Source organism: Plantibacter sp. MCCC 1A11337 (genome assembly GCF_013349365.1).
GTDB lineage: Bacteria > Actinomycetota > Actinomycetes > Actinomycetales > Microbacteriaceae > Plantibacter > Plantibacter flavus_A.
Genome location: NZ_JABJWX010000001.1, coordinates 812,102 through 838,218, shown reverse-complemented (window position 1 = coordinate 838,218; position 26,117 = coordinate 812,102). Strand labels below are relative to the sequence as shown.

Sequence of the window (26,117 nt, the reverse complement as noted above, 5' to 3'; positions counted from 1 at the left end):
GAATGGGGGCAAACGATGTTGTCTTGCTTGAGGACATGGTCGAAAGGTCGCGGCGGGAAACCGACGGCTATAATGCCGCTGAACAGGAAGCGTATTTCGTCTCCTACCACTATTTGAATAAGTACCGTCCTAGTCACGACGACGTATTATCTGGGATTGTCGACGGAACGCGCGACGGTGGGTTGGATGCGATTCATATGTTTGCGAATGGCTACTACCTTCGCGACGATGTGAACGTGGCCGCGCTCGGTCGAAACCCTCAGTTGGATTTGGTGCTAATTCAGGTCAAAAATACGCGCGGCTTCGGCGAAAGTGCGATCGATAAACTAATCGTTCACCTTCCTAGGCTTCTAGATTTTGCGCGCGATGAAAGTGTCCTCGCCAAACAGTTCAACTCTCGAATAATCGAGATCACGCGCAGGTTCCTAGAGACTTATCGTGCGATGGACATTCCGCGTCTTCGAATCTTTGTGGCATTCGCGGCCTTGAAATCTGAACAAATGCATGAAAACGTTCGGGCAAAAGCGGACCAGCTCGAGCAGACCCTAAAGCAGTGCTTCGGAAATTGCGAACCCGCCGTTCAGCTTCTCGATGCGGCAAGTATTGCTAACCTGGCACGAGATAAGCCACCGGTGAAGGCGGAGCTTACGCTGGCGGAAAATCCAATCTCCACGGACATGTCAGGTGGTTACGTAGGATTGGTAAAACTCTACGACTACCAGAGGTTCATCACGGACGATACCGGTAAGTTGGATGCAACGCTTTTCGACGCCAACGTTCGTGATTACGATAGTGAGTCCGGCGTGAACAAGAGTATCCAGGAGACACTCAGTAAGCAGGACAGTGACGTTGACTTCTGGTGGCTCAATAATGGCGTGACCATTGTGGCTGACCGTGTTCAGCCTGCAGGGAAGCTTCTGCACTTGGACTCTCCGCAAATCGTGAACGGGCTCCAGACTTCCCACGAGATTTATAAGCAAGGCTCCTCCAGTGAGCATTCTGAGGATCGCGGCGTACTCGTCAAAATTATCCAGGCCGATGACGATAATGTAAAAGATCGAATCATTCGCGCAACTAACAGTCAGACAATTCTTGGACTGAGTTCCTTGCGAGCGACTGACCGCGTGCAGCGAGAGATCGAAGAGTTCCTTAAGATCAAGGGTCTCTACTATGAGCGCCGCAAAAATTACTACTATAATCGCCAGATTCCTTTGAAGGAGCTTGTGTCAATTGACCAGATGGGTCAAGCGGTCCTGGCTACTCTGGTCCAGGCCCCGCACGTTTCGCGCGGCGAGGTCTCTCGGATCTTTCAGAACGAAATCTACGATGTAGTCTTCGGTGGGTCTACTCCAATGGCGACCTACTACGCCGCGATCAGGATCGTGAGAGCGGCTGAGAGCTTCTTACGTGAGAATCGAAATACCGAGGGCCAGGTGGAGGACTTCGTTTTCCACCTGGCGATGGCGGCCACAGTCGCGATGACGCGGAAGAATGAGCCAAACGCGAAGGATCTCGCCTCGATCGATGAGGTTCCGTCGCGAGAGCTACTCGCGGACCTCCTCGGCGTTGTTCAGAGAGGCTTTGCTGTTACTGCGACAGCGACCCGGGAGGTGGTTTTCGACAAGGTTTCGAAGGACGTTCGCGCCACGCAGTCCATCCGTGAACACATGGCGCGTTATCTCGCGTCCTCGCGCCGCCGCCGACGCTCTTCTGCACGTGGAAACTAGGGGGCCGAGCTGGTCGTCCCTATGCAGCGGAGCGGCTTGGCGGCCGACGCGTGCATCACTTCGCATGGTTTCCTATACCTGGCCGTGGCGTAGCGTCATTTAATCGTGCTTCAATGTCTAGCACGCCGAAGGCGCACGTTCCGTTATTCACGAGTGCCAAAGCTGACGGAACGAGCACGCTCGGTGGTGGTCACCGCTTCCGCCGCTGTTCCGCGATCCACGTGTGATCGGCGATCGCCGCTGAGACGGCTTTGCGATACTGCGGGCCGTCTGCGCTGCGGTACAGATCCCTGCTGAAGAACTTCGACTCAGCTCGATAGGGCGCGCTGTTGTGGACACGCGTCGCGAGATCCGACAGGACATCGTGGTCGCCCGCGAGGTAGGCGGCGAGCTCGGTGTCGTTCAGTCGGATGAGCGCGGAATCGTCGATGAGGGCGCTGTAGCTGTATCTCGCGTGGAGGTAGAGCGAACCCTCCTGCTCGACGAGGAACCACATTCCAGGTTCATGGTCGACGTAGCGCACCGTCACCACCACCCTCTGGTGCGAGGGAGCAAGCCGGCGAGGGCGGCGACCCCGGCGAGGGCGCTGACCGCCCCGAGGAAGCCCAGAGGGGTGTCACGGAGCGGGCCGATGACGAGCAGGGCACCGAGGCCGAGCGCTGCCACGCAGAACCCGGTGCGCCAGCGTCTCCCGGCCTTCGCCGATGGGCGGCGGTCGGGCAGATCGGTGGGTCGCGGGCGCGCGCGGCGGCGTGCGCTCAGCGGCGGTCCGCCGTCGTTTGGCCCGTCGACGGCACGCCCGAACCCGTCGACCCACGGACCTGCACCGACCTCGGGGCAGCGGTTGTGGACGTTCGTCTCGCGGGTCGAGGCATCCGCCGGGTGAGCCGGCATGGCTGCAGCGAGATCCACGTCGAACCTGACGGAACCGTCCGGCAGGAGGGCGTCGTAGCCGATGAACCGCAGTGGACGTCGGCGCCATCTCGACGTGCCACGAAACGCCGTCGCGCGGACGGCGACGGGTCGATCGGGCGATTCGCGCATGGGTCGATGGTGGCACAGTGGGTCACCGTCGTTCAGCACCCTGGTGGTTCCGACGCCCCCAGCCGCCAGCGGGGTCGTGCTCCGGCGGTACGCTCGATGAGGCGCCACCCGAACGGGCGCCTGGGGGAGGCACCGGGTGACGATCGATCTGGCGAGCATGCTGGTGGTGGCGGTGATCGTCTGCGCCGCGTGCGGGATCTTCTACGGACTCGACAGCGCGCGAACCCTCGCCGGGCGCCACCTGGCGGCCTGGATGTCCGGATTCGCCACCACCCTCCTCTCGGCGGTCAGCTATCTCGCCGCCACGCTCAACGGCGACTCGGTGTGGATCGTCGCCGTCGCCAACGCCGCCATGGTCGCCTCGATCGCCGCCCTGTGGGTCGGGTGCCGGCTGTTCAACGGTCGACGCAGCCTCGTGCTGTTCGGCACCCTCTTCGTCGGGGTGACGGCGATCTCCGCCGTCCTCGACCCCACCGACGACCCGGAGTGGGCCGGTACCATCGCCCGGCTCATCTCGCTCATCATGCTGTCGCTGCTCGTCGCGTACGAGGCACGGCGGGGGCGCATGCGGACGGCGCCGGCGTCGCTGGTGCTCGTCGTCGTCATGCTCCTGCACGCGGTGTTCACCGCCGTGCGCCTCGCGGTCTACCTCGCGGCGGGTCCTCACTCGGAGATCTTCGAGCGGCTGTTCAGCACGCCCATCGTGACCTACATGAACCTCGTGTTCGTCGTCGCGGTCGCCGTCGGCCTCGTCCTCCTGCGCTCCTGGGAGCGCAAGCAGCGCCTCTCCTCGGAGCGGGTGGGCGTCCGCGCGGTGGGGCGCCGCGCGTTCATCGCCGAGGCGACCCGACTCCGCGACGGGCAACAGTCCGATCGTCGCCTCGCGATCCTCGTCGTGGCCATCGACGGCTACGGCGACCTCCGCCGCGCCTACGGGATGGCGACGGCGGGGGAGCTGGAGGCGCTGCTCGCCGCCGCGGTCTTCCGTGCGTTGCCGGCCGGGTCCGTCTGCACCCGCGTGTGGAGCGGGACGATCCTCGTGGCCACGTCGGTCGAACCGGGGCCGACCGGCCTCTCGGGTCTGCACGACCTCGCGGCGCCGATCGCCGCCGGCTACCGGGAGGCCGTGACGCAGCAGCTCGACGGCTTCGCCGGCGCTGCCGACGTCGGCGTCGCGGTGGATTCGGCTGCGCCGACCCCCGTCGAGACGCTCGTGTCGATCGCGCGGACGGCCAGGGCCGAGGCAGAGCGGCGAGGCGAGTCGGTGCGGGTCGTCGAGTCCGCGTCGGAGACGCAGGACCGCTGACGGCGCGTGCGGCTCAGCGACCCTGGCGCTTCTTGTACGGGAGCGGCTCGCCCTTGACCTTGGGCGCGCGACCCTTGCCCTTGTTCGCCTTGGCCTTGCCACCCGGCGCGGGAGCCGACTTCGCTGCCGCTGCCGCAGAGGCGTCGAGCTGGCGACGCGCCTCGATGAGGAACGCGTAGCCGGCGTCCGTCAGCTGCGTGGACTCCACGTCACGGGCGAACAGTTCCGCTCCGACGCTCTCCTCGAGCCTCCGGACGTCGGCGACGACGGTGCTCCTCGGCACACCGAGCGCCTTGGCCGCCTTCGCGAAGTGGAGGGTCTCCGCGGAGGCGACGAAGGAGCGCAGCTGCTTGTGGTCCATGCCCTCAGCCTACGGTCACGGCGTCAGGCTGCCGACCAGTGTCGCGTCAGCCACCCAGCTGGTCGCGTCGACGACGTCGCACGATCACCGAGGCGACACCCGCGAGCAAGCCGAGGCCGAGCAGAGAGCCGGCCACGATCGCGAGCGTGGATCCCTGGAACCCGGTGTCGGGGAGCCTCGTGATGTCTCCGGCCGGAACCGCCGGCTGACCGGGGACCTGCGGAGTGCCCGGCGGGACGGCCTCCGTGATGACGATCGTCGATTCGATGGAGTCGTCGGGTGCGGTGCCGTTACTCGCGGTGATGGTCACCGTGTAGGTCCCGGGCGTCGTCGGCGTACCGGTCACGCCACCGGTCACACCGTCGAGGACGAGTCCCGGGGGCAGGGCACCCGAGGTGACGGTGTACGTCGCGTCGGGGCTGCCGGTCGAGGTGACCGTGCTGTCGTACGTCGTGCCGACGGTGCCGCCGGGGAGCGGAGCGGAGGTGACCTCCGGGCTCGTCGTCACGACGGAGCCGCTGCCGTCGTCGCAGCCTGCAGGACGAGTGATGACCGTGTTGTCGAGCGTCACAGCGCCCGTGGATGCGAGCAGGCGACCCTCGACGACCGTGCCCGATTGTGTGGAGATGGACGCGTCGGCGAGGATCGTGCCGACGAAGGGCGCGCCTCCGCGGAGCGTGGCCGAGCTGCCCACGCGCCAGAACACGTTGCAAGCACTCGCGCCGCCGACGAGGGTGACCGAGGAGCCGACGGCGGTGTCCAGCGTGCTCGCGGCCTGGAAGACCCAGACGGACTCTGCAGCGCCGGTGAGCGTCACATTGCCGGTGAGGGAGATCTCCCCACCTGCATAGACGCCGGGCTCGAGGTTGAGGCCGGTGAGGTCACCGACCTGCTGCGGGGCCGGCGTGAGACTGGAGGCGGTACCCATCGCGATGAGGAGGTCGTTCTTGGCGGTGGCGGCGACCTCGTTGGTCACATCCTGGACGCCGTTGACGATGCCTGGCGGGAAATTGGTCACGGCGCTCCCCGGGCTCAGCCCGAGGTCGCCGTTGATCGTGGTCGGGGAGTCGGTGTTGGTGACGGTCGACCCTGCGAGCACGCCGTACTTGGCTGCCGTGCCCAGGTTGATCGGGCCGTCGATCGTGGTCGCGGCGTTCGCCGGTCCGGCACCGATGGCCAGGAGTCCGACGGTCACGACTGCCGCTGCGGCGAAGAGCCGTGGGCGAGTGCGACGGGGTCCGGCGCTGTGGTCGAGTGGGGAGAGTTCGAGGCGCATCAGGGCCCCTTCCATGTGGGAGGGGCGCGAAGCCAACGAGAATGGCGACATCAACCGCAACTGTTCCCTGTGTACCACTTTCGGGGGTCGCGCGGTCAGCTAGCGCTCCTGGCGTAGCCAATCGTTATCTCGGTGCGATACGCTACTCCGCCGACTCGTGGCGCGGAATGAACGTTCGGCGAAGCCTGCTCCGAATGAGACGATTGCAGCATGACTGCAACGCTCGTGGCCCAAGGCCTGGCCGGAGGACACGGCCACCGCACGCTCTTCGACGGCCTCGACCTGACGGTGGCGCCGGGGGACGTCATCGGGGTCGTCGGGATGAACGGCGCGGGGAAGTCGACGCTGCTGCACCTCCTCGGCGGCTCGCTCGAACCGCAGGCCGGCACGATCACGCTGTCGCCCTCCGACGCCTTCGTGGGCGCGCTCCCGCAGGAACACGAGCGCGTCGTCGGCGAGAGCGTCGCCGCCTACATCGCCCGGCGCACCGGCTGTGCTGCGGCGACCGAGGCGATGGACGCGGCCGCCGCGGCGCTCGCCGAACCCCCGCAGGCGGGCACGGACCCCGCGGACGTCTACTCCGCCGCCCTCGACCGCTGGTTGGCGAGCGGGGCGGCCGATCTCGAGGAGCGGATCCCCGCGGTCCTCGCCGACCTCGGGCTGGACCTCGACGCGGATGTCACGACCACGATGATGACCTCACTGTCGGGCGGGCAGGCCGCTCGCGTCGGACTGGCGGCGCTGCTGCTGTCGCGATTCGACATCGTCCTCCTCGACGAACCGACCAACGACCTCGACCTCGACGGTCTGGAGCGGCTCGAACGCTTCGTGCAGGGATTGCGCGGGGGTGTGGTGCTCGTCAGCCACGACCGTGAGTTCCTCGCCCGCTGCGTCACGCGCGTCCTCGAACTCGACCTCGCGCAGCAGAGCAACCGCGTCTTCGGGGGCGGATACGAGGCCTACCTCGAGGAGCGCGAGGTCGCCAGGCGGCACGCCCGCGACGCCTACGACGAGTTCGCCGACAAGAAGGCCGACCTCATCGGTCGTGCCCGGGTGCAGCGGGAGTGGTCCAGCCAGGGCGTGCGGAACGCGATGAAGAAGGCACCCGACAACGACAAGATCCGGCGGAAGGCCTCGGCGGAGTCCTCGGAGAAGCAGGCTCAGAAGGTCCGGCAGATGGAGAGCCGCATCGCCCGGCTGGACGAGGTGGAGGAACCGCGCAAGGAGTGGCAGCTGCAGTTCACGATCGGCAGCGCACCGCGCTCGAGCACGGTCGTCGCCACGCTCTCCGAGGCCGTCGTCCGGCAGGGCGACTTCCAGCTCGGCCCCCTGTCCCTCCAGGTGAACGTGGGCGATCGCATCGGCATCACGGGGCCCAACGGCGCCGGCAAGTCCACCCTGCTCGCGACGCTGCTCGGTCGCCGCGAACCTGATGCGGGCAGCGCGAGTCTGGGCTCCAGTGTGCGGATCGGCGAGATCGACCAGGCCCGCTCACTGCTCGTCGGCCCGGAGCCGCTCGCCGACCGTTTCGAGGCGATCGTGCCCGACCTCAGTCCGGGAGAGGTCAGGACGCTGCTGGCGAAGTTCGGGTTGAAGACCGACCACGTGAACCGGCCCGTCGACGAGTTGTCGCCGGGGGAGCGCACCCGCGCCGGGCTCGCGGTGCTCCAAGCCACCGGGATCAACCTGCTGGTCTTGGACGAGCCGACGAACCATCTCGACCTCGCCGCCATCGAACAGCTCGAGGAGGCGCTCGAGAGCTACGACGGGACACTCCTGCTCGTCACCCACGACCGCCGCATGCTCGACACCGTCCGGATCGAACGGCGGTGGGTCGTCGAGGCCGGCCAGGTCACCGAGCGCTAGCGGCGATCGTCATCCGGGCCGTCGGTGGAGACCCTCGCCGGACATGAGCGAGGACCCCGCGGCGTTCGCCAGGCGGGGTCCTCGTCGTTCAGAGGGCGCGTCAGTCGCGCAGCTGCTCCTTGTAGTCGTTCTTCGCCTCGGTGGTGTCGCGCTCGGCCTCGGCCTTCTTCACGTCGGCCTCCGCCTGCTTCACCTTGGCGTCGGCCTTGGCCTCGTCCAGCTTGTCGCTGATGCGCTCCTTGGTGTCGTCGACGGCCTCGCCGATCTTCTTGCCCGTCGCCTCAGCAGCGTCCTTGGCGTTGTCCAGGAATCCCATCGTCAACTCCGTCTCTGATCCCGACTGTCGGTCACGATTCCAGCCTCACGGACCGATGCCTGCGCGGCAACCACTTGTGTTCCGCTGCATCGGCGGCTAGAGCGTGCGACGGCCCGTTCAGGGGGCTGGGGCGCCACCGTCGGTCGGGGTCGCGTGCGGCAGCCAGTCCTTGAGGATGACCTCCTCGGGGTCGACCAGACGCTCCGTGTGGAGGTCGTACTCCGGGTCTCGCTCGGCGAGGAACCGGGTGACGGCGTCAGCGTCCTCATTGTCGTGCCGACGTCGTGCGCGGTCTGCCGCGTCCTGCTCGGTGCTCATGGATCCCACCGTAGCCCAGCCTCCGTCGGTGGGCACCGCCAGACACCCGGCATCGGACACCCGCCACCGAGCGCGCGGCCGACTCGTCCGGTCGGTCGTCGTGGGGTTCAGCGGAGACCCACGACGGCCTCCACCGAGGCGACGACGGCGCTCGCCGTCCGGTCCAGATCGGCCGCGGTGACGGCGGCGGTCCAACTGAAGCGCACAGCGGTCTGCGCGACCTCCGGAGCGATGCCGATCGCAAGGAGGACCGGCGACGGCTCGTCGCTGCCGGCGGCGCACGCGGAGCCGCTCGAGGAGACGACGCCGCGCCGTTCGAGTTCGAGGAGGACCGCCTCGCCCGAGGTCCCGGGGAACACGAACGACGCGATACCCGGCAGCCGTCGTTCGGGGTGGCCCGTCAACCGAGCGCGCGGGACCTCGTTCAGGACCCTCGCGATGAACTCGTCACGCAACCCACTGACACGGTCGACCGCTTCCACCCGATCACGCTCGGCGAGCTCCAGCGCCGTCGCGAGCCCGACGGCGGCGGCCACCTGTTCGGTCCCGCTCCGGCGCCCGCGTTCCTGCCCGCCGCCGTGGAGGAGCGGTTCCAGGGGCAGTGACCCGCGAACGGCGAGCAGTCCGACGCCCTTCGGAGCGCCGAGCTTGTGGCCGGCGAGGCTCAGCGCGTCCACGCCGAGGCGGTCGAGTCCGAGGGGAAGCCACCCTGCCGCCTGCACGGCGTCGGTGTGGAACGGGACGCCTGCGGCGCGCGTGACGGCTCCGAGCGCCGACAGGTCCTGGACCGTGCCGATCTCGTTGTTGGCCGCCATCAGCGAGACGAGCACCGTGTCCGGCCGGAGTGCCGCGGCGAGTTCTGCCGGGTCGACCAGGCCGGTCCCGTCCACCGGGAGCACGGTGGCCTCGACCCCGTGGAACCGCGTGAGGTACGCGACCGATTCCGCGACCGCCTCGTGCTCGATCGGCGAGGTGACGACATGGCGTCCGCGATCGAGGGCCGCCAGAGTGATGCCCTTGACCGCGAGGTTGTCCGCTTCGGTGCCGCCCGAGGTGAACACCACGTCGCCAGGTCGGACGCCCAGCACGGTCGCGACGCGTCGCCGGGCGTCCCGTAACGCTCCGGCCGCCGCCTCGCCGACGGTGTGATGGCTCGACGGGTTGCCGAAGGTGCTCGTCAGGTACGGCCACATCGCCTCGAGCACCTCGGGGCGCACCGGCGTCGTCGCCGCGTTGTCGAGGTAGAGCATCTCAGTCGACCGAGACGTCGAGTCCGAGGTCGAGGGAGCGGACACTGTGCGTGAGGGCACCGGAGGAGATGACGTCCACTCCGGTCTCCGCGATGGCCCGCACCGTCGACAGCGTCACGTTCCCGCTCGCCTCCACGATGGCGCGGCCGGCGATCAGCGCGACGCCCTCGCGGAGCTCGTCGACGGTGAAGTTGTCGAGCATGATCGTGTCGACGCCCGCCGCGAGTACCGCCTCGATCTGGTCCAGGCGGTCGACCTCGACCTCGATGGTCGTCGTGTGCGGGAGCTCCTCGCGGGCCCGCAGCAGCGCCTCGGTGACCGTCAGCCCACGCTCGAGGAGGACCGCCAGATGGTTGTCCTTGACCATGACGGCGTCGGAGAGCGAATGGCGGTGGTTGTGTCCGCCGCCCGATCGCACCGCATGGCGCTCGAAGACGCGCAGGCCCGGGGTCGTCTTCCGGGTGTCGACGATGCGGGCGCGGGTGTCCGACACGGCGTCGACGTAGGCCGCGGTGATGGTCGCGATGCCGCTCATCCGCTGGACGAAGTTCAGGGCGACGCGCTCGGCGGTCAGGACGGCACGCGCCGGACCCGACACCATGGCGATGGTGTCGCCCGCGGCGAACCGTTCGCCGTCGGCGACGAGGAACGCGACCGTGATGCGTGGGTCGGTCAGTCGGAACGCCGCTTCGAAGACGGCCGAGCCGCTGAAGACGCCCGCCTCTCGAGCGGCCAGGGAGGCCGAGGCCGTGGCGTCCTCCGGGATGAGGGTCGCCGCCGTGAGGTCACCCCACGGGGCGTCCTCGACGAGGGCCGCGGTGACGGTGGTGTCGATGAGGTGTGGGGTCAGCATGGTGCGAGCACGGTTCCGTTCACGGATGGGTGGGTGGTGGGCTGGGACGCGGCGGCCGAGGTGGCGAGGACGATCGCGATCGGCGACGCCTGATCGGGATCGACACCGGGATGGTCGTCCCTGGCGTGGGCACCGCGCGACTCGGTGCGGGCGAGGGCGGCGGCGACCACGGCCCGGGCGAGCAGCAGGAGGTTGCGGTCCTCGGCGGCCGCGACCGACCGCGGTGTGGTGATGACGTCGTCGAGTTCGGTCGACCACCGGTCCAGGGTCCGGCGCGCGAGCTCGAGACCACACGTGTCGCGGACCAGCCCGGCGTCCCGCCACATCACGGTGTGGAGCGCCGATCGGCTGAAGGGCTCGACGGGACCCGCCGGAAGCCCGGGGTCGCCTTCGGCCGCGCGGGGATCCAGGACGACCCGCTGACCGCCGAGCCTCGGGCGACCGGCGACCGGACCCGGTGCCGCATCGATCGCCGCGACGGCGCGGGCCGCGAAGACGGCACCCTCGAGGAGCGAGTTGGAGGCGAGGCGGTTGGCACCATGGACGCCTGTGCGTGCGACCTCGCCCACGGCGAGGAGCCCGGGCAGGGTTGTCCGGCCGTCGAGGTCCGTGGCGATGCCGCCCATCCAATAATGTGCGGCCGGGGCGACGGCGACCGGTGAGCGCGACCAGTCCACGCCGGAGACTCGGAGATGCTCGTCGATCCCCGGGAAGCGCGCGGCGAGGCGGTCCGCACCGAGCGCGGTGGCGTCGAGCGTCACCGGCGCGCCACCCTGCGCTGCCATGGTCCGCGCGATCCCACGGGCGACCACGTCGCGGGGCGCCAGCTCGGCGTCGGGGTGGAGCGCACGCATGAAGCGTTCACCGTTCGCGTCCCGGAGGACGGCCCCCTCGCCGCGGACGGCCTCGGAGACGAGGAAACTGCCGGGTGCGGCGAGCGCGGTCGGGTGGAACTGGACGAACTCCACGTCGGCCAGCACCGCCCCGGCACGGAGTGCTGCAGCGGCGCCGTCGCCGGTCGCCACCGCCGGGTTGGTCGTGAACGGGTAGAGCTGTCCGACACCGCCGGTGGCGAGGATCACCTGGTCGGCGTCGACGGTGAACGCACCGCGCTCGGAGGACCGGAGGTGCACACCGGTGACCGTCCCTGCCGTGACCACCAGGTCGACGAGGACGGTGTGCTCCAGCACGGTGACCCGCCGGGCTGCGAGCGTCTCGACGAGCGCCGTCTCGATCGCCGCGCCGGTCGCATCGCCGCCGGCGTGCAGCACCCGGGGGTAGGAGTGGGCCGCTTCGAGGCCCTTCGCGAAGGCGTCGCCGTCGCGGTCGAACGCCACACCGAAGGCGATGAGCTCGCGGATCCGTTCGGGCCCCTCGGTGCAGAGCACCCGCACGGCCTCCTCGTCGCACAGCCCCGCGCCGGCCAGCAGCGTGTCCCGGACGTGGTCCTCGACGCGGTCGTCGTCGAACATGACCCCGGCGATCCCGCCCTGGGCATAGCGCGTATTGCTCTGGCCGAGGACGTCCTTGGTGACGACCACCACGTCGTGCCGTTCGCTCGCGTGGATCGCGGCCACGAGACCGGCGATCCCGCTCCCGACCACGAGCACCGTCGCCATGTCAGCCGGCCTGGGTTCCGGTGGCGACCGGCGGCTTCGCGGCGAGCATGCGCTCGAGCGACAGCCGCGCCGGGACGGCCACGTCGTCGGACACGGTGATGCGGTTGAGCACCTCGCCCGCGACGAGTCCCTCGAGCACCCAGGCCAGGTAGCCGGGGTGGATGCGGTACATCGTCGAGCAGGGGCAGATCACGTCGTCGAGGCAGAAGATCGTGTGCTGCGGGTACTGCGCGGCGAGGCGCTGCACCATGTTGATCTCGGTGCCGATCGCGAACGTGGTGCCGTCGGGTGCCGCCGCGATGGCCTTCTGGATGTAGTCCGTCGACCCCGCTTCGTCTGCCGCGTCGACGACCGCCATCGGGCACTCGGGGTGCACGATGACCCGGACGCCGGGGTGCTGCGCCCGGGCGCGGTCGATCTGATCGACGGTGAACCGCTTGTGCACCGAGCAGAAGCCGTGCCACAGGATGACCTCGGCCTGCTCCAGGTCGGTCGCCTCGTTGCCGCCGAGCGGGCGGTTCGGGTTCCACATCGGCATGTGCTCGAGTGGCACCCCCAGCTTCTTGGCGGTGTTCCGACCCAGGTGCTGGTCCGGGAAGAACAGCACCCGCTGTCCCCGCTCGAAGGCCCACCGCAGGACCGTCTCCGCGTTGCTGGACGTGCAGACGATCCCGCCGTGCCGACCGCAGAAGCCCTTGAGCGCCGCCGAGGAGTTCATGTAGGTGACGGGGATGACCGGTACCCGGCCGTCGGCGTCCGGTTCGGTCCCGTAGAGCGCCTCGAGGGCCTCCCACGCCTCCTCGACCTGGTCGATGTCCGCCATGTCGGCCATCGAGCATCCGGCGGCGAGGTTCGGGAGGATCACGGCCTGCTCCGGACCGGACAGCAGGTCGGCGGTCTCGGCCATGAAGTGCACGCCGCAGAACACGATCGCCTCGGCCTCGGTGCGGGCCTTGGCCGCGTTCGCGAGCTGGAAGGAGTCTCCGATGTAGTCGGCGTGCTGGACCACCTCGTCGCGCTGGTAGAAGTGTCCGAGGATCACGACGCGGTCTCCGAGCGTCTGCTTCGCGGCCACGATGCGGCGGTGGAGCTCATCGTTCGAGGCGTCGCGGTAGGCGGCCGGGAGCTGGCCTTGCCGAGGCGAACCGGTCGGGATGACGTCGCCCATCGACGCGCCAGGGCCGTAGCTCGGCGGTTGCAGGTCGAACACCCAGGGCCCGGCCGCGAGTTCGGGCGCACAGGTCGCGCCGTCGGACACACCCTCGGTGATCTGCTGGATGGTGTCGTCGACGGATGCGGTGATGGTCATGCTGGCTCCTCGGACTGCTCACGGGTGGTGGTCGGGGTGGACGTCGTGGGCCTGCGGCTCGTCGACCGGCCGGGCGACGGGGTCTCCGGTCGGTTGACGGGCTGGGTCCACCGGTAGAGCCGCGCCGGGCGGTGGCGCCCACCGGTACGGAGTTCGTCGGTCTGCAGGACGAGACCGGAGGACTCGACCTGGCGTCGGAAGTTCGCGGGGTCGAGTTGCTTCTGCAACACCGCCTCGTGCACCTCCCGGAGTTCGGAGAGGGTGAAGGTCTCCCCGAGGAAGGCGTGCGCGATGTGGCTGTACTCCAGCTTGTTGCGGAGCCGCCACAGGGCGTACTCGACGATGTCGCGGTGGTCGAACGCCAACGGGGGGAGTGCGTCGGCCGGGAACCAGCGGACGTTCTGGCCGAGCCGCGTGCGCTTCGCTTCGTCGGACCCGACGAGCGCCCAGTAGACGATCGAGACGACCCGCTCGGCGGGGGAACGGTCGAGGTCGCCGAACGCGTAGAGCTGCTCGAGGTACCGCGGACGGAGGGAGGTGGTCGTCTCCAGGGTCGACGAGGCCGCGTCCGCGAGCGATTCCGCGGCACCGAGCGGGCCACCCGGCAGCGCCCAGAGGCCGTCGTAGGGCTCACGGATGCGCCGGACGAGCGGGAGCCAGATGCCGGGTGCCGGATCGGTCGCGCCGAACCCGTCGTCGGCCCGGAGCGTGAAGATGACGGTCGAGACCGCGAGGCCGACCTGCGGGTCCGTCTGCTCCACGGGAGTCGTCGGTCGCTGCATGGGGGATCTCCGAATTCCGGAGCACCGGCGGCACTTCAGGTGGAAATGACCTGTACTCGCTACAGGATTAGTGTACACCTGACTCGAACAAGGTCCTGCGCCGAGGCGACCACTCGCGATATGCTGGCGGCTCAATCGAACATCGGGCCGCAAACACGATGCGGGAGAGCCGGTACGCCGGCACCGAAGGAGCAAGCCTCCCCGCCAATCTCTCAGGTCCTGTACCGCATCGGACTGGCCACTCTGGAAAGCAGCGCACGTTCGTGGTGCGCTCGCCGACGGTGAAAGCAGTGTCCGCAGCAGCGGCACTCGTGAAGCTCTCAGGCCAATGACAGAGGGGGAGTTCCCAACGGGCGCCGTCAGGTGTCCGCAGCGCACCACGCGACCCCGGAGAACTCGTGACCGACCTCGAACGAACCAGCCCGCTCCATGCCGTCCACGAAGCCGCCGGCGCGAGTTTCACGGACTTCGCCGGATGGCAGATGCCCGTGCGGTACTCGAGCGATCTCGCCGAGCACCACGCCGTCCGCACCGCCGCCGGCATCTTCGACATCTCCCACATGGCCGAGATCCAGGTCGTGGGCGACGACGCAGCCGACTTCCTCGACCAGGCGCTCGCGGGCAAGCTGTCCGCCATCGACCTGCTCCAGGCCAAGTACTCCCTGCTGCTGAACGAGGCCGGCGGCATCGTCGACGACCTCGTCGTCTACCGCAACGGCGAGCACGAGTACCTCGTCGTCGCGAACGCGGGCAACCACGACGCCGTCGTCGCAGCGCTCACCGAGCGCGCCGCGGCGTTCGAGCACGTGGTCGTCATGGACCGCAGCGACGAGATCGCGCTCATCGCCGTCCAGGGGCCCGCCTCCCGTGCCATCCTCCAGGCGACCGAGGGGCTCCACATCCTCGATGAACTGCCCTCCCTCGACGAGGTGAAGTACTACCGCGCGACCGGTGCCTCCTTCGAGAACGGCACGCTCTTCATCGGGCGAACCGGCTACACCGGCGAGGACGGGTTCGAGCTGTACGTCGACGCGGCCGATGCCGTCGAGCTGTGGAACGCCATCGTCGCCGCCGGGACACCGCTCGGGCTGGTCCCCGCCGGCCTCGCCAGTCGCGACACGCTCCGCCTCGAAGCCGGCATGCCGCTCTACGGCCATGAGCTCGGTCCGGACATGCTGCCGGTCCAGGCCGGACTCGGTCGGGTCGTCGCGCTCGGGAAGCACGGCACGTTCGTCGGACGCGAAGCCGTCGAGGCAGGCCCGGCGGACGGCGCACCGGTCCTCGTCGCCCTCGTCTCCGAGGGGCGTCGCGCCGGTCGTGCCGGTTACCGCGTCCTCGCCGGCGACACGACGGTCGGCGAGGTGACGAGCGGGGCACTGTCGCCCACCCTCGGGCACCCGATCGCCATGGCCTACGTACACCCCGACCACGCCGAGCCGGGCACCGTGCTCGACATCGACGTCCGCGGCACGCGGATCCCCGCGACCGTCACCACGCTCCCCTTCTATTCGAGAGAGAAGTAACCCATGGCCGACAAGACCACCCTCAAGTACACCGCCGAGCACGAGTGGATCCGCGTCGAGGGCGATCTCGCCGTCATCGGGATCACCGACTACGCCGCCGAGAAGCTCGGTGACGTCGTCTTCGTGGACCTCCCCGCCGTCGGCGCGGCGCTCTCGGCCAGCACCGTGGTCGGCGAGATCGAGTCCACGAAGTCCGTCGGCGAGCTCTTCGCCCCGCTCGACGGCGAGGTCGTCGAGGCCAACGACGCCGTCGTCGACGACCCGTCGCTCGTCAATAGCGACCCGTTCGGTGCCGGCTGGCTCGTCTCCGTCCGGTACGACGCGCTGCCCGACACGCTCCTCAGCTGGGACGACTACGCCGCGCTGGTGGGCGAGTGATGGCGGACCGCTTCGCAGAACGGCATATCGGAACCGACACCGCAGCCCAGGCGACGATGCTCGCCGCCGTCGGATACGACAGCGTCGACGCCCTGCTCGCCGCGGCCGTCCCGTCCGCGATCACTGCCGCCGAACTCGCCTCGTCGAGCATCCCCGACGCCGCGACCGAGCGGGCGGCGCTCGCCGAACTCCGAGAGCTCGCCGGCCGCAACACGGTGAACCGGAGCCTCATCGGTCTCGGCTACTTCGACACGATCACGCCGGCGGTCATCAAGCGGAATGTGCTCGAGAACCCCTCCTGGTACACGGCCTACACGCCGTACCAGCCCGAGATCTCGCAGGGCCGCCTCGAGGCGCTCATCAACTTCCAGACGATGGTCGCGGACCTCACCGGTCTCGACACGGCCAACGCCTCGATGCTCGACGAGAGCACCGCGGTGGTCGAAGGCATGCTCCTCGCGCGCCGGGCCTCGAAGCTCGCCGACGCGACGTTCATCGTCGACGCCGACGCGTACCCGCAGACGAAGGCGCTCCTCCGGAGTCGCGCCGAAGCGGTCGGCATCGACCTCGTCGAACTGCCGTTGTCGTCCACCTCGCCCGAGGACCTTCCGGCGGCGTTCGGCGTCTTCGTGCAGTACCCCGGCGCCTCCGGGCTCGTTTGGGATCCGTCGGCGGTCCTCGCGGCGGTCAAGGCGGCCGGCGGCGTGTCGGTCGTCGCGGCCGACCTCCTCGCCCTCACGCTCATCTCCTCGCCCGGTTCCCTCGGCGCGGACATCGCGGTCGGGACGAGCCAGCGCTTCGGTGTGCCGATGGGCTTCGGCGGGCCGCACGCAGGGTACCTCGCGGTCCGCAAGGGCCTCGAACGCCAGATGCCCGGTCGCCTCGTCGGCGTCAGCCAGGACGCGGCGGGTCACCCCGCGTACCGGCTCACGCTGCAGACGCGCGAGCAGCACATCCGCCGTGAGAAGGCCACGAGCAACATCTGCACGGCCCAGGTCCTCTTGGCCGTCATGGCAGCGATGTACGCCGTGTACCACGGGCCCGGCGGGCTCAAGCGGATCGCACAGTCGGTGCACGCGACCACCGCGAGTGCAGCCCGTCTGCTGGAGTCGGCGGGTGTCGAGGTGCTCACGGAGCACTACTTCGACACCCTGCAGGTGCGGGTCGCCGACAGCGCGGCGGTGGTGGCGGGCGCGCACGACCGCGGCCTCCTGCTGTGGGCCGTCGACGAGACGACCGTCTCGATGAGCTTCGACGAGGTGAGCGCGGTCGAGAGCGTCGTCCCGACGCTCGTCGAGGTGCTCACGACCGCTGGGACCGCCACCGTCGGAGAGCCGTCGGCATACGTCTTCGACGAAGGGTCGTCCGCCTCGGCGTTCGGGCCGAGCGCCGTGTCGGAGTACCCGGCCGCGCTCGCCCGCGAGACCGAGTACCTCACGCACCCGGTGTTCAATACGCACCACTCGGAGACCGCCATGATGCGGTACCTCAAGCAGCTGGCCGACCGCGACTACGCGCTCGACCGCGGGATGATCCCGCTCGGTTCGTGCACGATGAAGCTCAACGCCGCCACCGAGATGGAGGCCGTCACCTGGCCCGAGTTCGCCGGGCTGCACCCGTTCGCCCCGCGCGAGGATGTCGCAGGCTCGCTCGAACTCGTCGACCAGCTCGAGACCTGGCTGGCCGAGGTCACCGGTTACGACTCCGTGTCGCTCCAGCCGAACGCCGGCAGCCAGGGTGAGCTCGCCGGTCTCCTCGCCATCCGCGGCTACCACCGCGCGAACGGCGACGAGCAGCGGACGGTCTGCCTCATCCCGTCGAGCGCGCACGGCACGAACGCGGCCTCGGCCGTCCTCGCCGGCATGCGGGTCGTCGTCGTGGCGTGCGACGAGCAGGGCAACGTCGACCTCGACGACCTCCGGGCGAAGATCGAGGCCAACGCCGAGTCCCTCGCCGCGCTCATGATCACCTACCCGTCCACCCACGGCGTGTACGAGCACGAGGTGAAGACGATCACCCAGGCCGTGCACGACGCCGGCGGCCAGGTCTACGTCGACGGTGCGAACCTCAACGCGTTGCTCGGGTACGCGCGGTTCGGGGAGTTCGGCGGCGACGTCTCGCACTTGAACCTGCACAAGACCTTCTGCATCCCGCACGGCGGTGGCGGCCCCGGTGTCGGGCCGGTCGCGGCGAAGGCGCACCTCGCGCCGTTCCTGCCCGGTCACCCGCTGGCGCAGCGCGCCGAGCACCCACTGCTCGGGGGCGGGACGGTCGTGCACGACGGCGGTCCGATCTCGGCGGCGCCCTACGGCAGCCCCAGCATCCTCCCGATCTCGTGGGCCTACGTCCGCATGATGGGTTCGGAGGGGCTCCGCGAGGCGACCGGGGCCGCGGTGCTCGCGGCGAACTACATCGCTGCGCGACTGCGCGACCACTATCCCGTCCTGTACACGGGCGACAGCGACCTCGTGGCGCACGAGTGCATCCTCGACCTCCGTCCGCTCAAAGAGGCGACCGGGATCTCCGTCGACGACGTGGCGAAGCGCCTCGTCGACTACGGCTTCCACGCGCCGACGATGTCGTTCCCCGTCGCGGGGACGCTCATGGTCGAGCCGACCGAGAGCGAGGACCTCACGGAGGTCGGCCGCTTCGTCGACGCGATGATCACGATCAAGGCGGAAGCGGACGCCGTCGCCGCGGGCGAGTGGCCTGCCGACGACAACCCGCTCGTCGGGGCGCCGCACACGGCCCAGTCGGTCATCGAGGGGGAGTGGACGCACGCGTATTCGCGCGAGCTCGCCGTCTACCCCGTGCACACGCTCGTGCGCACGAAGTACTGGCCGCCGGTGCGTCGCATCGACCAGGCGTACGGCGACCGCAACCTCGTGTGCGCCTGCCCGCCGCCCGAGGCCTTCGCCTAGCAGGTCCATGAGCACTCCCTCGCCCATTCGTGGGCGAGGGAGTGCTCATTCGCCCACAGATCGGCGAACGGGTGCTCAGGACGACGGCGTCGGCGCGAAGATCTCCGGCCACCAGGCCACGGCGAGCGGGAAGCCCGCGAACGAGATGATATCGATGACCGTGTGTGCCACGACCAACGGCATCACCCGACCCCAGCGCTTGTAGCACCAGCCGAACGCGATCCCCATGGCGACGTTGCCGAAGAAGGGCCCGATGCCCTGGTACAGGTGATAGCTCCCGCGGAGGACGGCGGTCGACAGGATGATCGTCCACCACCCCCACCCGATCTCGCGGAGCCTGGTGTACAGGTAACCGATGATGATGACCTCCTCCTGGAGGCCGGCGCGGAGGGCGGAGAAGACGAGCATCGGGATCGTCCACCAGTACATGGTGTCGGGAAACGTCGAGACCGCGACCGTGACGCCGAGGGCGCGTCCCAACGCGTACACACCGATGCCGGGGACACCGATCGCGGCGACGAGGAGCAGACCGCGGCCGAGGTCGCGTCCGGGGGAGCGGAGGTCGAGTCCCATCCGCGCGAACCCGCTCCGTCCGGGCTGCCAGAGCAGGTAGATGACGAGGGCGACCGGCGCGAGCTGGAAGAAGAGCCCGAGGAACTGGTAGCTGAAGTCGAGCCATTCCCGGCTGGCCTGCGTGGTGTTGATCGCCGCCGACTGATCGGAGAGCGGTGGCCCCGCGGTGAGCTTCGCGATGAGCGAGATGATCGAGTACACCGCAGACGCCCCGAGGCTCAGCGCGAGCACGATGCCGATCTCCCACCACCGACGGCTGTCTCCGGCGCCCTCGGGGAGGTTTGGTCCCCGCTCGGTGGTGTTCTGCTCGCTCACCGGTCCATTCTGCTGGCTGGTGGCTCCGAGCGCACCGCATAGCATCTGCGCGTCCACTCGGCTGATGTCGGGAGCAAAACGGCTTACGATTCGTATCCAGAAGGTGGATGCGACCGCACGAGTTTTGCGATCACGACCGTTCTCGTGCGTGGCAGGCGGGATCCGTGCACGAAAAAGCACTCCGGAGCAACAATCCGTCGATTGGGTTACCGCTGTGTAACGTTTGGCGTCCCAGTTTGCTCGCCGTCCTGCTTCTGCTTATCGTCAGAGTATTCAAAGAGCGATCCAGCGCACACGATGCGCTGGTTTCGCTTGCCCTTTCCCCAAGGAGGAACTGTGAAGTTCAGTCGGTTCGGCTCTGCCGCCGCCATCATCGCAGCCGGGGCTCTCGTCCTCACCGGATGTTCCGGTGGCGGTTCCAGCAGCGAGAGCACCAGCAGCGCATCATCCATCATCACGACCAACGGCTCCGAGCCGGAGTCGGGCCTCATCCCCAGCGACACCAACGAGGTCGGTGGCGGAAAGATCCTCGACGAGATCTTCGCGGGCCTCGTCTACTACGACGCCAAGGGCAAGCCGGTCAACGACCTGGCTGAGTCGATCGAGACCGACGACTCGATCACCTTCACGATCAAGATCAAGCCGGACCAGAAGTTCACCAACGGTGACCCGGTCGACGCCGAGTCGTTCGTGAACGCTTGGCAGGACGCCGCGCTCCTCTCGAACGCTCGCAAGAACAGCTACTTCTTCGAGGACATCAAGGGCTTCAGCTACGACGCCGACCAGCCCCTCACCGGCCTCAACGTCGTCGACGACACGACCTTCACGGTCGAGCTCAACGAGGCTCGCTCTGACTTCCCGCTGCGCCTCGGATACTCCTCGTTCTACCCGCTGCCCAAGTCGGCGTTCGACGAGGCTGGCAAGGTCACGGCCGAGTTCGGTCAGAACCCGATCGGCAACGGCCCCTACAAGCTCGACGGCGAAAAGGCCTGGAAGCACAATGAGTCCATCGCGCTCGTCACCAACGACGAGTACAACGGTGGCCGCAAGCCGAAGAACGGCGGCGTGACGATCAACTTCTACGCCAGCTTCGACGCGGCCTACGCCGACCTGCTCGGTGGCAACCTCGACGTCCTGGACCAGATCCCCGACTCGGCCATCTCCACCTTCCAGGACGACCTGGGTGACCGCGCTGTGAACCAGCCCGCTGCCGTGTTCCAGTCCTTCACAATCCCGTCCCGCCTCCCGCACTTCAGCGGCGAAGAGGGTCAGCTGCGTCGTCAGGCGATCTCCTACGCGATCAACCGCAAGCAGATCACCGACGTCATCTTCGAGGGCACCCGCACCCCGGCGACCGACTTCACCTCGCCCGTCATCGACGGCTACTCGAAGGACATCCCCGGCAACGAGGTGCTGACCAACGACGAGAAGAAGGCCAAGGAACTCTGGGCCGAGGCTGACGCCATCTCCCCGTGGGACGGCTCCTTCCAGATCGCCTACAACGCCGACGGACCGCACCAGGCCTGGGTCGACGCTGTGACGAACAACATCAAGAACACGCTCGGTATCGAGTCCTCCGGTGTTCCGGTCGCCGTCTTCGGTGACTTCCGCGAGAGCATCACGAGCCGTCAGATCCAGACCGCGTTCCGCAGCGGATGGCAGGCCGACTACCCGGGTCTGTACAACTTCCTCGGCCCGCTGTACGCGACCGGCGCTTCCTCCAACGACGGCGACTACTCGAGCCCCGAGTTCGACAAGCTGCTGAGCGAGGGTGCGAGCGAGTCCGACCTGGATGCCGCGAACAAGAAGTTCCAGGAGGCCCAGGAGGTCCTGTTCAAGGACCTGCCCGCCATTCCGCTCTGGTACCAGAACGTGAGCGGTGGTTTCGGCGAAGGCGTCCAGAACGTCGAGTTCGGTTGGAACTCCGTGCCCCTCTACTACGAGATCACCAAGTAATCTTGTAGACGGCACAACTGGGTGGGTCCGGTTCTTCCGGGCCCACCCAGTTTTCACGAGTTCAGGAGTCCCGCTTTGGGCAATTACATCCTCCGCCGTATCCTGCAGGCCATCCCGGTCCTGCTCGGTACGACGTTCCTCATCTACTTCATGGTGTTCGCCCTCCCGGGCGATCCCATCCTCGCGCTCTTCGGTGACCGGACCCCCAGCCCGGCCGTCCTCGAACAGTTGCGCGCGGAGTACAACCTCGACAAGCCGTTCATCGTGCAGTACTTCCTGTACCTCGGCGGCATCCTCACGGGCGACCTCGGTACCTCGTTCTCCGGGCAGCCGGTCTCCGAGATCCTCGCGCAGACCTTCCCGGTCACGCTCCGCCTCGCTGTCCTCGCCGTCTTCTTCGAGATGGTCGCCGGCATCACGATCGGGCTCGTCTCGGGACTCCGCAAGGGCGGTATCTTCGATGCGTCCTTCCTGGTCGTCAGCCTCATCCTCATCTCGCTGCCGGTCTTCGTGGTGGCGTTCATCGCGCAGTTCGTCTTCGGCATCCAACTCGGTTGGTTCAGGGTGACCGTCGGTGCCGGTGCGCCGATACAGGACCTGTTACTTCCGGCACTCGTGCTCGCGACGATCAGCTTCGCGCAGATCACCCGCCTGACCCGCGGCGCCGTGATCGAGACCCAGTCGCTCGACTTCGTGCGCACCGCGGCCTCGAAGGGCCTCAGCCGTCGTCGCATCATCCCGGTGCACATCCTCCGTAACTCGCTGATCCCGGTCGTCACCTACCTGGCCGTCGACTTCGGTGTGCTCATCGTTGGAGCGACGGTCACCGAGGGCATCTTCAACGTGCCCGGTGTCGGTCGCACGCTCTACCAGGCGATCATCCGCGGGGAAGGGCCCACCGTCGTGTCCTTCGTGACCGTGATGGTGCTCGTCTATCTGCTCGTCAACCTGCTGGTCGACCTGCTGTACGCCGTGCTCGACCCGAGGATCCGCTATGTCAAGTCATGATCAGGAACCACAGATGAAGCGTTCATCCACGCACTTCGTCGCCCCGCTGGAGGAGACGCCGCTTGCGGTGATCGATGCTGTCAAGGTCGACGAGAAGCCGAGTAACCTCTGGACCGACGCCTGGGCGTACATGCGCCGTCAGCCGATGTTCTGGATCTCGGCCGTACTGATCGTGCTCGTCGTCGTCGTGTCGCTGTTGCCCGGCCTGTTCTCACACGTCGATCCACGGAGCTGCAATCTCGACAACAGCCTCGGCGACCCGTCGCTCGCACACCCGCTCGGCTTCACGAAGCAGGGCTGCGACATCTACTCGCGGGTCATCTTCGGTGCCAACACGTCGCTCGCGGTCGGGCTCATCGTGACCGCGATCGTCTGCGTGCTCGGCATCAGCTTCGGTGCGTTGTCCGGCTTCTACGGCGGCTGGGTCGACTCGGTGCTCTCGCGCATCGGCGACATCTTCTTCTCGATCCCGTACATCCTCGCCGCGGTCGTCGTCATGTCGGCTCTCGCCGCATATCGCAGTGTCTGGACCATCTCCCTCGCGGTCGGGCTGTTCGTCTGGCCGAGCGTCGCGAGAGTGCTTCGTGCTGAGGTCCTGCGAGTGAAGAACGCGGACTACGTGCAGGCCTCCATCGCTCTCGGCGTCTCGCGGTTCCGGATCCTCGTGCGCCACGTCCTGCCGAACTCGATCGCCCCGGTCATCGTCGTGATCACGCTGTCGTTGGCCTCGGCCATCGTCGCAGAAGCCACGCTCTCGTTCCTCGGCGTCGGACTCGGCTCGGAATCGATCTCGTGGGGCGCGGACATCTCGCAGGCCCAGCGCGACCTCCGGACCGCTCCGCAAGTGCTCATCTACCCGTCCATCGCGCTCTCGCTCACCGTGCTCAGCTTCATCATGCTCGGCGAGGTCCTGCGCGATGCACTCGACCCGAAGGCGAGGGCACTCCGTTGAGCAGCCACACCCCATCGGCCGGCGCACGCACCGGGCAGCCGCTCCTCGAGGTCAAGGACCTCGAGGTCGGGTTCCGGACGCAGAGCGGCACCGTCCAGGCCATCCGTAAGACGAGTTTCACCATGATGCCCGGTGAGACGGTCGCGATCGTCGGTGAATCGGGTTCCGGGAAGTCGACGACGGCGCACGCCATCATCAACCTGCTCCCCGGGACCGGCAAGATCACGGGCGGCGAGATCCTCTTCGAGGGTCGTGACCTCTCCAAGCTCTCGCGCAAGGAGATCGAGGACGTCCGCGGACGCCTGATCGGTTTCGTGCCCCAGGACCCGATGTCCAACCTCAACCCGGTGTGGAACATCGGGTTCCAGGTCGAGGAGGCCATCCGTGCCAACGGCATCGCCCAGGGCAAGCAGGCCGTTCGCGCCAAGGCGATCGAGGTCCTCCAGCAGGCCGGTCTGTCCGACGCCGACCGTCGCCTGAAGCAGTTCCCGCACCAGTTCTCCGGCGGCATGCGTCAGCGCGTGCTCATCGGTATCGGTCTGTCCTCGAGCCCGAAGCTGCTCATCGCGGACGAGCCCACCTCGGCGCTCGACGTCACGGTGCAGCGGAAGATCCTCGACCACCTCGAAAGCCTGACCCGCGACAGCGGCACGGCGCTGCTCTTCATCACGCACGATCTCGGCCTCGCCGCCGAGCGCGCTGAGAAGCTCATCGTCATGTACAAGGGGCAGATCGTCGAGGCCGGTCCGTCGGTCGAGATCCTGCAGAACCCGGTGCACCCGTACACCCAGCGTCTTGTCGCTGCGGCGCCGAGCCTCGCATCCCGTCGTATCCAGTCCGCGACCGGGTCGCTGGAGACGCTCGAGCACGAGGCCCCGGCCGGTTCCGAGGGGATCGACCTCATCGTGGCAGCGGAGCACCGTGCCGCCGCGCAGCTCGATCTCGCGAAGGTCGAGCCGGCGATCGTCGTCGACGACTTGGAGAAGGTGTACAAGATCCGTGGACAGAAAGGTCAGGCGAGCGAGCTGAAGGCGGTCGACGGTGTCTCGTTCCAGATCCCGAAGGGCACCACCATGGCGCTCGTCGGCGAGTCCGGTTCGGGCAAGTCCACGGTCGCGAAGCTGCTGCTCCAACTGGAGACTCCGACCTCGGGCAGTATCCGCATCGGTGGCAAGGTGATGGAGGGGCTCGATCGCAAGGGCCTCCTCGCGCTGCGCCGCAAGATGCAGCCGGTCTTCCAGGACCCCTACGGCTCCCTCGACCCGCTGCGGAACATCGGCAACACGATCGCTGAACCGCTCGTCACGCACAAGGTGGGCGACAAGGCCTCCCGCCGTGCGCGCGTGCTGGAGCTCCTCGATCAGGTCTCGCTGCCGCAGGCGGTCGCGACCCGGTACCCGAACGAGCTCTCCGGTGGACAGCGTCAGCGCATCGCGATCGCTCGCGCACTCGCGTTGAAGCCGGAGATCGTCGTCCTCGACGAGGCGGTGTCCGCACTCGACGTCCTCGTCCAGGCGCAGATCCTGCAGTTGCTCGCCGACCTCCAGTCGGAGCTGCAGCTGACGTACCTCTTCATCACCCACGACCTCGCGGTCGTGCGCGTGATCGCCGACAACGTCGCGGTCATGCAGAAGGGGAAGATCGTGGAGGCGTCGACCACGGACGACGTCTTCGAGAACCCGAAGCAGCAGTACACGCGCGAACTCCTCGACGCCATTCCCGGCGCCGGGATCGAGCTCGCGCTGTAACCCGCGCAGAACGCCAAATGGCGGTGCCACGGAGCGATCCGGGGCACCGCCCTTCGGCGTTTCAGGGGGGCGTCCGCCGGCCGCTAGCCGAGGAGCGCCGAGGCGACGCCCCAGGCGAGGAGTGCCGCCGTGACGCCCAGGGCGACGACGTCCCAGCGCGAGGTGGCGAGGCGGTCGTCCTTCGGGTCGATCCGACCCCAGCGTTCGTGGGCACGGTCGATGAGGTCGACGGCAGTCGGACCCTCGTTTCCGGCACGACCGGGTCGGCGGACGCCTGCAGCGCGGTCCTGATGGTCGACCCCGCTTCGTCCGGCACGTCCGCCGATCAGCGACGGGCGGTCGAGCCCAGCGCTCGGTGCGCCCCAGCTGGTGATCTTCCGCCCGTCCCGCAGGAGCACCGTGAGCTGGTAGCGGCTCGTCGCCTCCTCCATGCGCGACCAGGGGATGTCGTGGAGACGCCCGACGTTCACGACGGTCAGCTGCGACGGTTCGATGATGATGCACGGGCGGACGAGGACGAGGTAGACCAGCCACACGACGAGGACCTCCCACGGGAGCGCCTGGACCGCGAAGCCCCAGGCTCCACGGCTCACGGCGTCGATGATGAAGAAGACCATGAGGATGGCGGTGACCCCGAGGATCCAGAAACCGCTCGTGCTCCGCAGGGTGGTCCGATTGCCGGCGTTCGTCGCTTCGTTCACGTCCACCATCCTTCC

The 26,117-nt window shown here is 68.0% G+C and carries 23 protein-coding genes and 1 riboswitch; of the genes, 10 read left to right on the top strand and 13 right to left on the bottom strand.

The genetic code is table 11. The features are described from left to right. The first annotated feature begins 23 nt into the window (after nt 1-23). Complete coding sequence (locus tag HOW07_RS03855) at nt 24-1,727, top strand: AIPR family protein (RefSeq protein WP_175116136.1); 1,704 nt, start codon at nt 24-26, stop codon at nt 1,725-1,727. Nucleotides 1,728-1,917: 190 nt separating this feature from the next. Here the strand turns inward: HOW07_RS03855 and HOW07_RS03850 are convergent, their stop codons facing one another. Beyond that, a complete protein-coding gene (locus HOW07_RS03850) occupies nt 1,918-2,223 on the bottom strand; it encodes a hypothetical protein (RefSeq protein WP_064296435.1) in 306 nt (101 codons plus the stop codon). 29 nt (nt 2,224-2,252) lie between these two features. After that, nucleotides 2,253-2,771, bottom strand: a complete 519-nt coding sequence (locus HOW07_RS03845; protein ID WP_175116135.1) for a hypothetical protein — start codon at nt 2,769-2,771, stop codon at nt 2,253-2,255. Between the two features lie 136 nt (nt 2,772-2,907). Here HOW07_RS03845 and HOW07_RS03840 point away from each other — a divergent pair, with 136 nt between their 5' ends. After that, complete coding sequence (locus HOW07_RS03840; protein ID WP_175116134.1) at nt 2,908-4,077, top strand: hypothetical protein; 1,170 nt, start codon at nt 2,908-2,910, stop codon at nt 4,075-4,077. Between the two features lie 13 nt (nt 4,078-4,090). Here the strand turns inward: HOW07_RS03840 and HOW07_RS03835 are convergent, their stop codons facing one another. Then, nucleotides 4,091-4,438 carry a LysR family transcriptional regulator gene (locus HOW07_RS03835; RefSeq protein ID WP_071261055.1) on the bottom strand — a complete coding sequence of 116 codons (348 nt, stop codon included), beginning with the start codon at nt 4,436-4,438 and terminating at the stop codon, nt 4,091-4,093. 46 nt (nt 4,439-4,484) lie between these two features. Beyond that, entirely contained in the window at nt 4,485-5,714 is a 1,230-nt protein-coding gene (locus HOW07_RS03830) for an ice-binding family protein (RefSeq protein ID WP_175116133.1), read from the bottom strand. A 210-nt stretch (nt 5,715-5,924) separates the two neighbouring features. On the opposite strand from HOW07_RS03830, the gene HOW07_RS03825 reads away from it, so the two are divergent. After that, nucleotides 5,925-7,580, top strand: a complete 1,656-nt coding sequence (locus tag HOW07_RS03825; protein ID WP_175116132.1) for an ABC-F family ATP-binding cassette domain-containing protein — start codon at nt 5,925-5,927, stop codon at nt 7,578-7,580. Between the two features lie 100 nt (nt 7,581-7,680). Here HOW07_RS03825 and HOW07_RS03820 read toward each other — a convergent pair whose 3' ends face one another. From HOW07_RS03820 to HOW07_RS03790, 7 genes are all read right to left on the bottom strand, one after another. Continuing rightward, nucleotides 7,681-7,896, bottom strand: a complete 216-nt coding sequence (locus HOW07_RS03820; RefSeq protein WP_064296430.1) for a hypothetical protein — start codon at nt 7,894-7,896, stop codon at nt 7,681-7,683. Nucleotides 7,897-8,013: 117 nt separating this feature from the next. Further along, nucleotides 8,014-8,214: a hypothetical protein gene (locus HOW07_RS03815; RefSeq protein ID WP_064296429.1), complete on the bottom strand. Its 201-nt coding sequence runs from the start codon at nt 8,212-8,214 to the stop codon at nt 8,014-8,016. A 107-nt stretch (nt 8,215-8,321) separates the two neighbouring features. Beyond that, complete coding sequence (locus tag HOW07_RS03810) at nt 8,322-9,464, bottom strand: cysteine desulfurase family protein (RefSeq protein WP_175116131.1); 1,143 nt, start codon at nt 9,462-9,464, stop codon at nt 8,322-8,324. A gap of 1 nt (nt 9,465) precedes the next feature. After that, nucleotides 9,466-10,317 carry a carboxylating nicotinate-nucleotide diphosphorylase gene (gene nadC, locus HOW07_RS03805; RefSeq protein ID WP_079002077.1) on the bottom strand — a complete coding sequence of 284 codons (852 nt, stop codon included), beginning with the start codon at nt 10,315-10,317 and terminating at the stop codon, nt 9,466-9,468. Continuing rightward, nucleotides 10,311-11,936, bottom strand: a complete 1,626-nt coding sequence (gene nadB, locus HOW07_RS03800; RefSeq protein ID WP_175116130.1) for an L-aspartate oxidase — start codon at nt 11,934-11,936, stop codon at nt 10,311-10,313. Before nadB ends, nadC begins: the two co-directional genes overlap by 7 nt. A gap of 1 nt (nt 11,937) precedes the next feature. Next, nucleotides 11,938-13,245, bottom strand: a complete 1,308-nt coding sequence (gene nadA, locus HOW07_RS03795; RefSeq protein ID WP_175116129.1) for a quinolinate synthase NadA — start codon at nt 13,243-13,245, stop codon at nt 11,938-11,940. After that, complete coding sequence (locus HOW07_RS03790) at nt 13,242-14,027, bottom strand: NUDIX domain-containing protein (RefSeq protein WP_175116128.1); 786 nt, start codon at nt 14,025-14,027, stop codon at nt 13,242-13,244. Before HOW07_RS03790 ends, nadA begins: the two co-directional genes overlap by 4 nt. A 151-nt stretch (nt 14,028-14,178) precedes the next feature. After that, a riboswitch (glycine riboswitch) is annotated at nt 14,179-14,264 on the top strand. A gap of 161 nt (nt 14,265-14,425) precedes the next feature. Here HOW07_RS03790 and gcvT point away from each other — a divergent pair. Genes gcvT through gcvP form a run of 3 tightly spaced genes read left to right on the top strand, consistent with a single transcriptional unit; the run spans nt 14,426 to nt 18,849 of the window. Next, a complete protein-coding gene (gene gcvT, locus HOW07_RS03785; RefSeq protein WP_175116127.1) occupies nt 14,426-15,550 on the top strand; it encodes a glycine cleavage system aminomethyltransferase GcvT in 1,125 nt (374 codons plus the stop codon). A gap of 3 nt (nt 15,551-15,553) precedes the next feature. Then, nucleotides 15,554-15,928, top strand: coding sequence for a glycine cleavage system protein GcvH (gcvH, locus tag HOW07_RS03780; RefSeq protein ID WP_064296422.1), 375 nt, complete (start codon nt 15,554-15,556; stop codon nt 15,926-15,928). Next, nucleotides 15,928-18,849 (top strand): aminomethyl-transferring glycine dehydrogenase, encoded by a 2,922-nt coding sequence (gene gcvP, locus HOW07_RS03775; protein ID WP_175116126.1) that lies wholly within the window; start codon nt 15,928-15,930, stop codon nt 18,847-18,849. Before gcvH ends, gcvP begins: the two co-directional genes overlap by 1 nt. A gap of 75 nt (nt 18,850-18,924) precedes the next feature. Here the strand turns inward: gcvP and HOW07_RS03770 are convergent, their stop codons facing one another. After that, entirely contained in the window at nt 18,925-19,737 is an 813-nt protein-coding gene (locus HOW07_RS03770) for a CPBP family intramembrane glutamic endopeptidase (protein WP_371743571.1), read from the bottom strand. Between the two features lie 336 nt (nt 19,738-20,073). On the opposite strand from HOW07_RS03770, the gene HOW07_RS03765 reads away from it, so the two are divergent. The 4 genes from HOW07_RS03765 (at nt 20,074) to HOW07_RS03750 (ending at nt 25,401) form a co-directional block, all read left to right on the top strand. Continuing rightward, nucleotides 20,074-21,693 carry an ABC transporter substrate-binding protein gene (locus tag HOW07_RS03765; protein ID WP_371743570.1) on the top strand — a complete coding sequence of 540 codons (1,620 nt, stop codon included), beginning with the start codon at nt 20,074-20,076 and terminating at the stop codon, nt 21,691-21,693. A gap of 75 nt (nt 21,694-21,768) precedes the next feature. Continuing rightward, a complete protein-coding gene (locus HOW07_RS03760; protein WP_153303412.1) occupies nt 21,769-22,701 on the top strand; it encodes an ABC transporter permease in 933 nt (310 codons plus the stop codon). Between the two features lie 13 nt (nt 22,702-22,714). Further along, on the top strand, nt 22,715-23,653 hold the full coding sequence (locus HOW07_RS03755) for an ABC transporter permease (protein ID WP_079002091.1): 939 nt from the start codon (nt 22,715-22,717) through the stop codon (nt 23,651-23,653). Next, the gene (locus HOW07_RS03750) at nt 23,650-25,401 is read left to right on the top strand and encodes an ABC transporter ATP-binding protein (RefSeq protein WP_079002093.1); all 1,752 of its coding nucleotides are present in this window, start codon (nt 23,650-23,652) and stop codon (nt 25,399-25,401) included. Before HOW07_RS03755 ends, HOW07_RS03750 begins: the two co-directional genes overlap by 4 nt. An 83-nt stretch (nt 25,402-25,484) precedes the next feature. Here HOW07_RS03750 and HOW07_RS03745 read toward each other — a convergent pair whose 3' ends face one another. Then, on the bottom strand, nt 25,485-26,102 hold the full coding sequence (locus HOW07_RS03745) for a hypothetical protein (protein WP_175116124.1): 618 nt from the start codon (nt 26,100-26,102) through the stop codon (nt 25,485-25,487). Nucleotides 26,103-26,117: the final 15 nt, after the last annotated feature.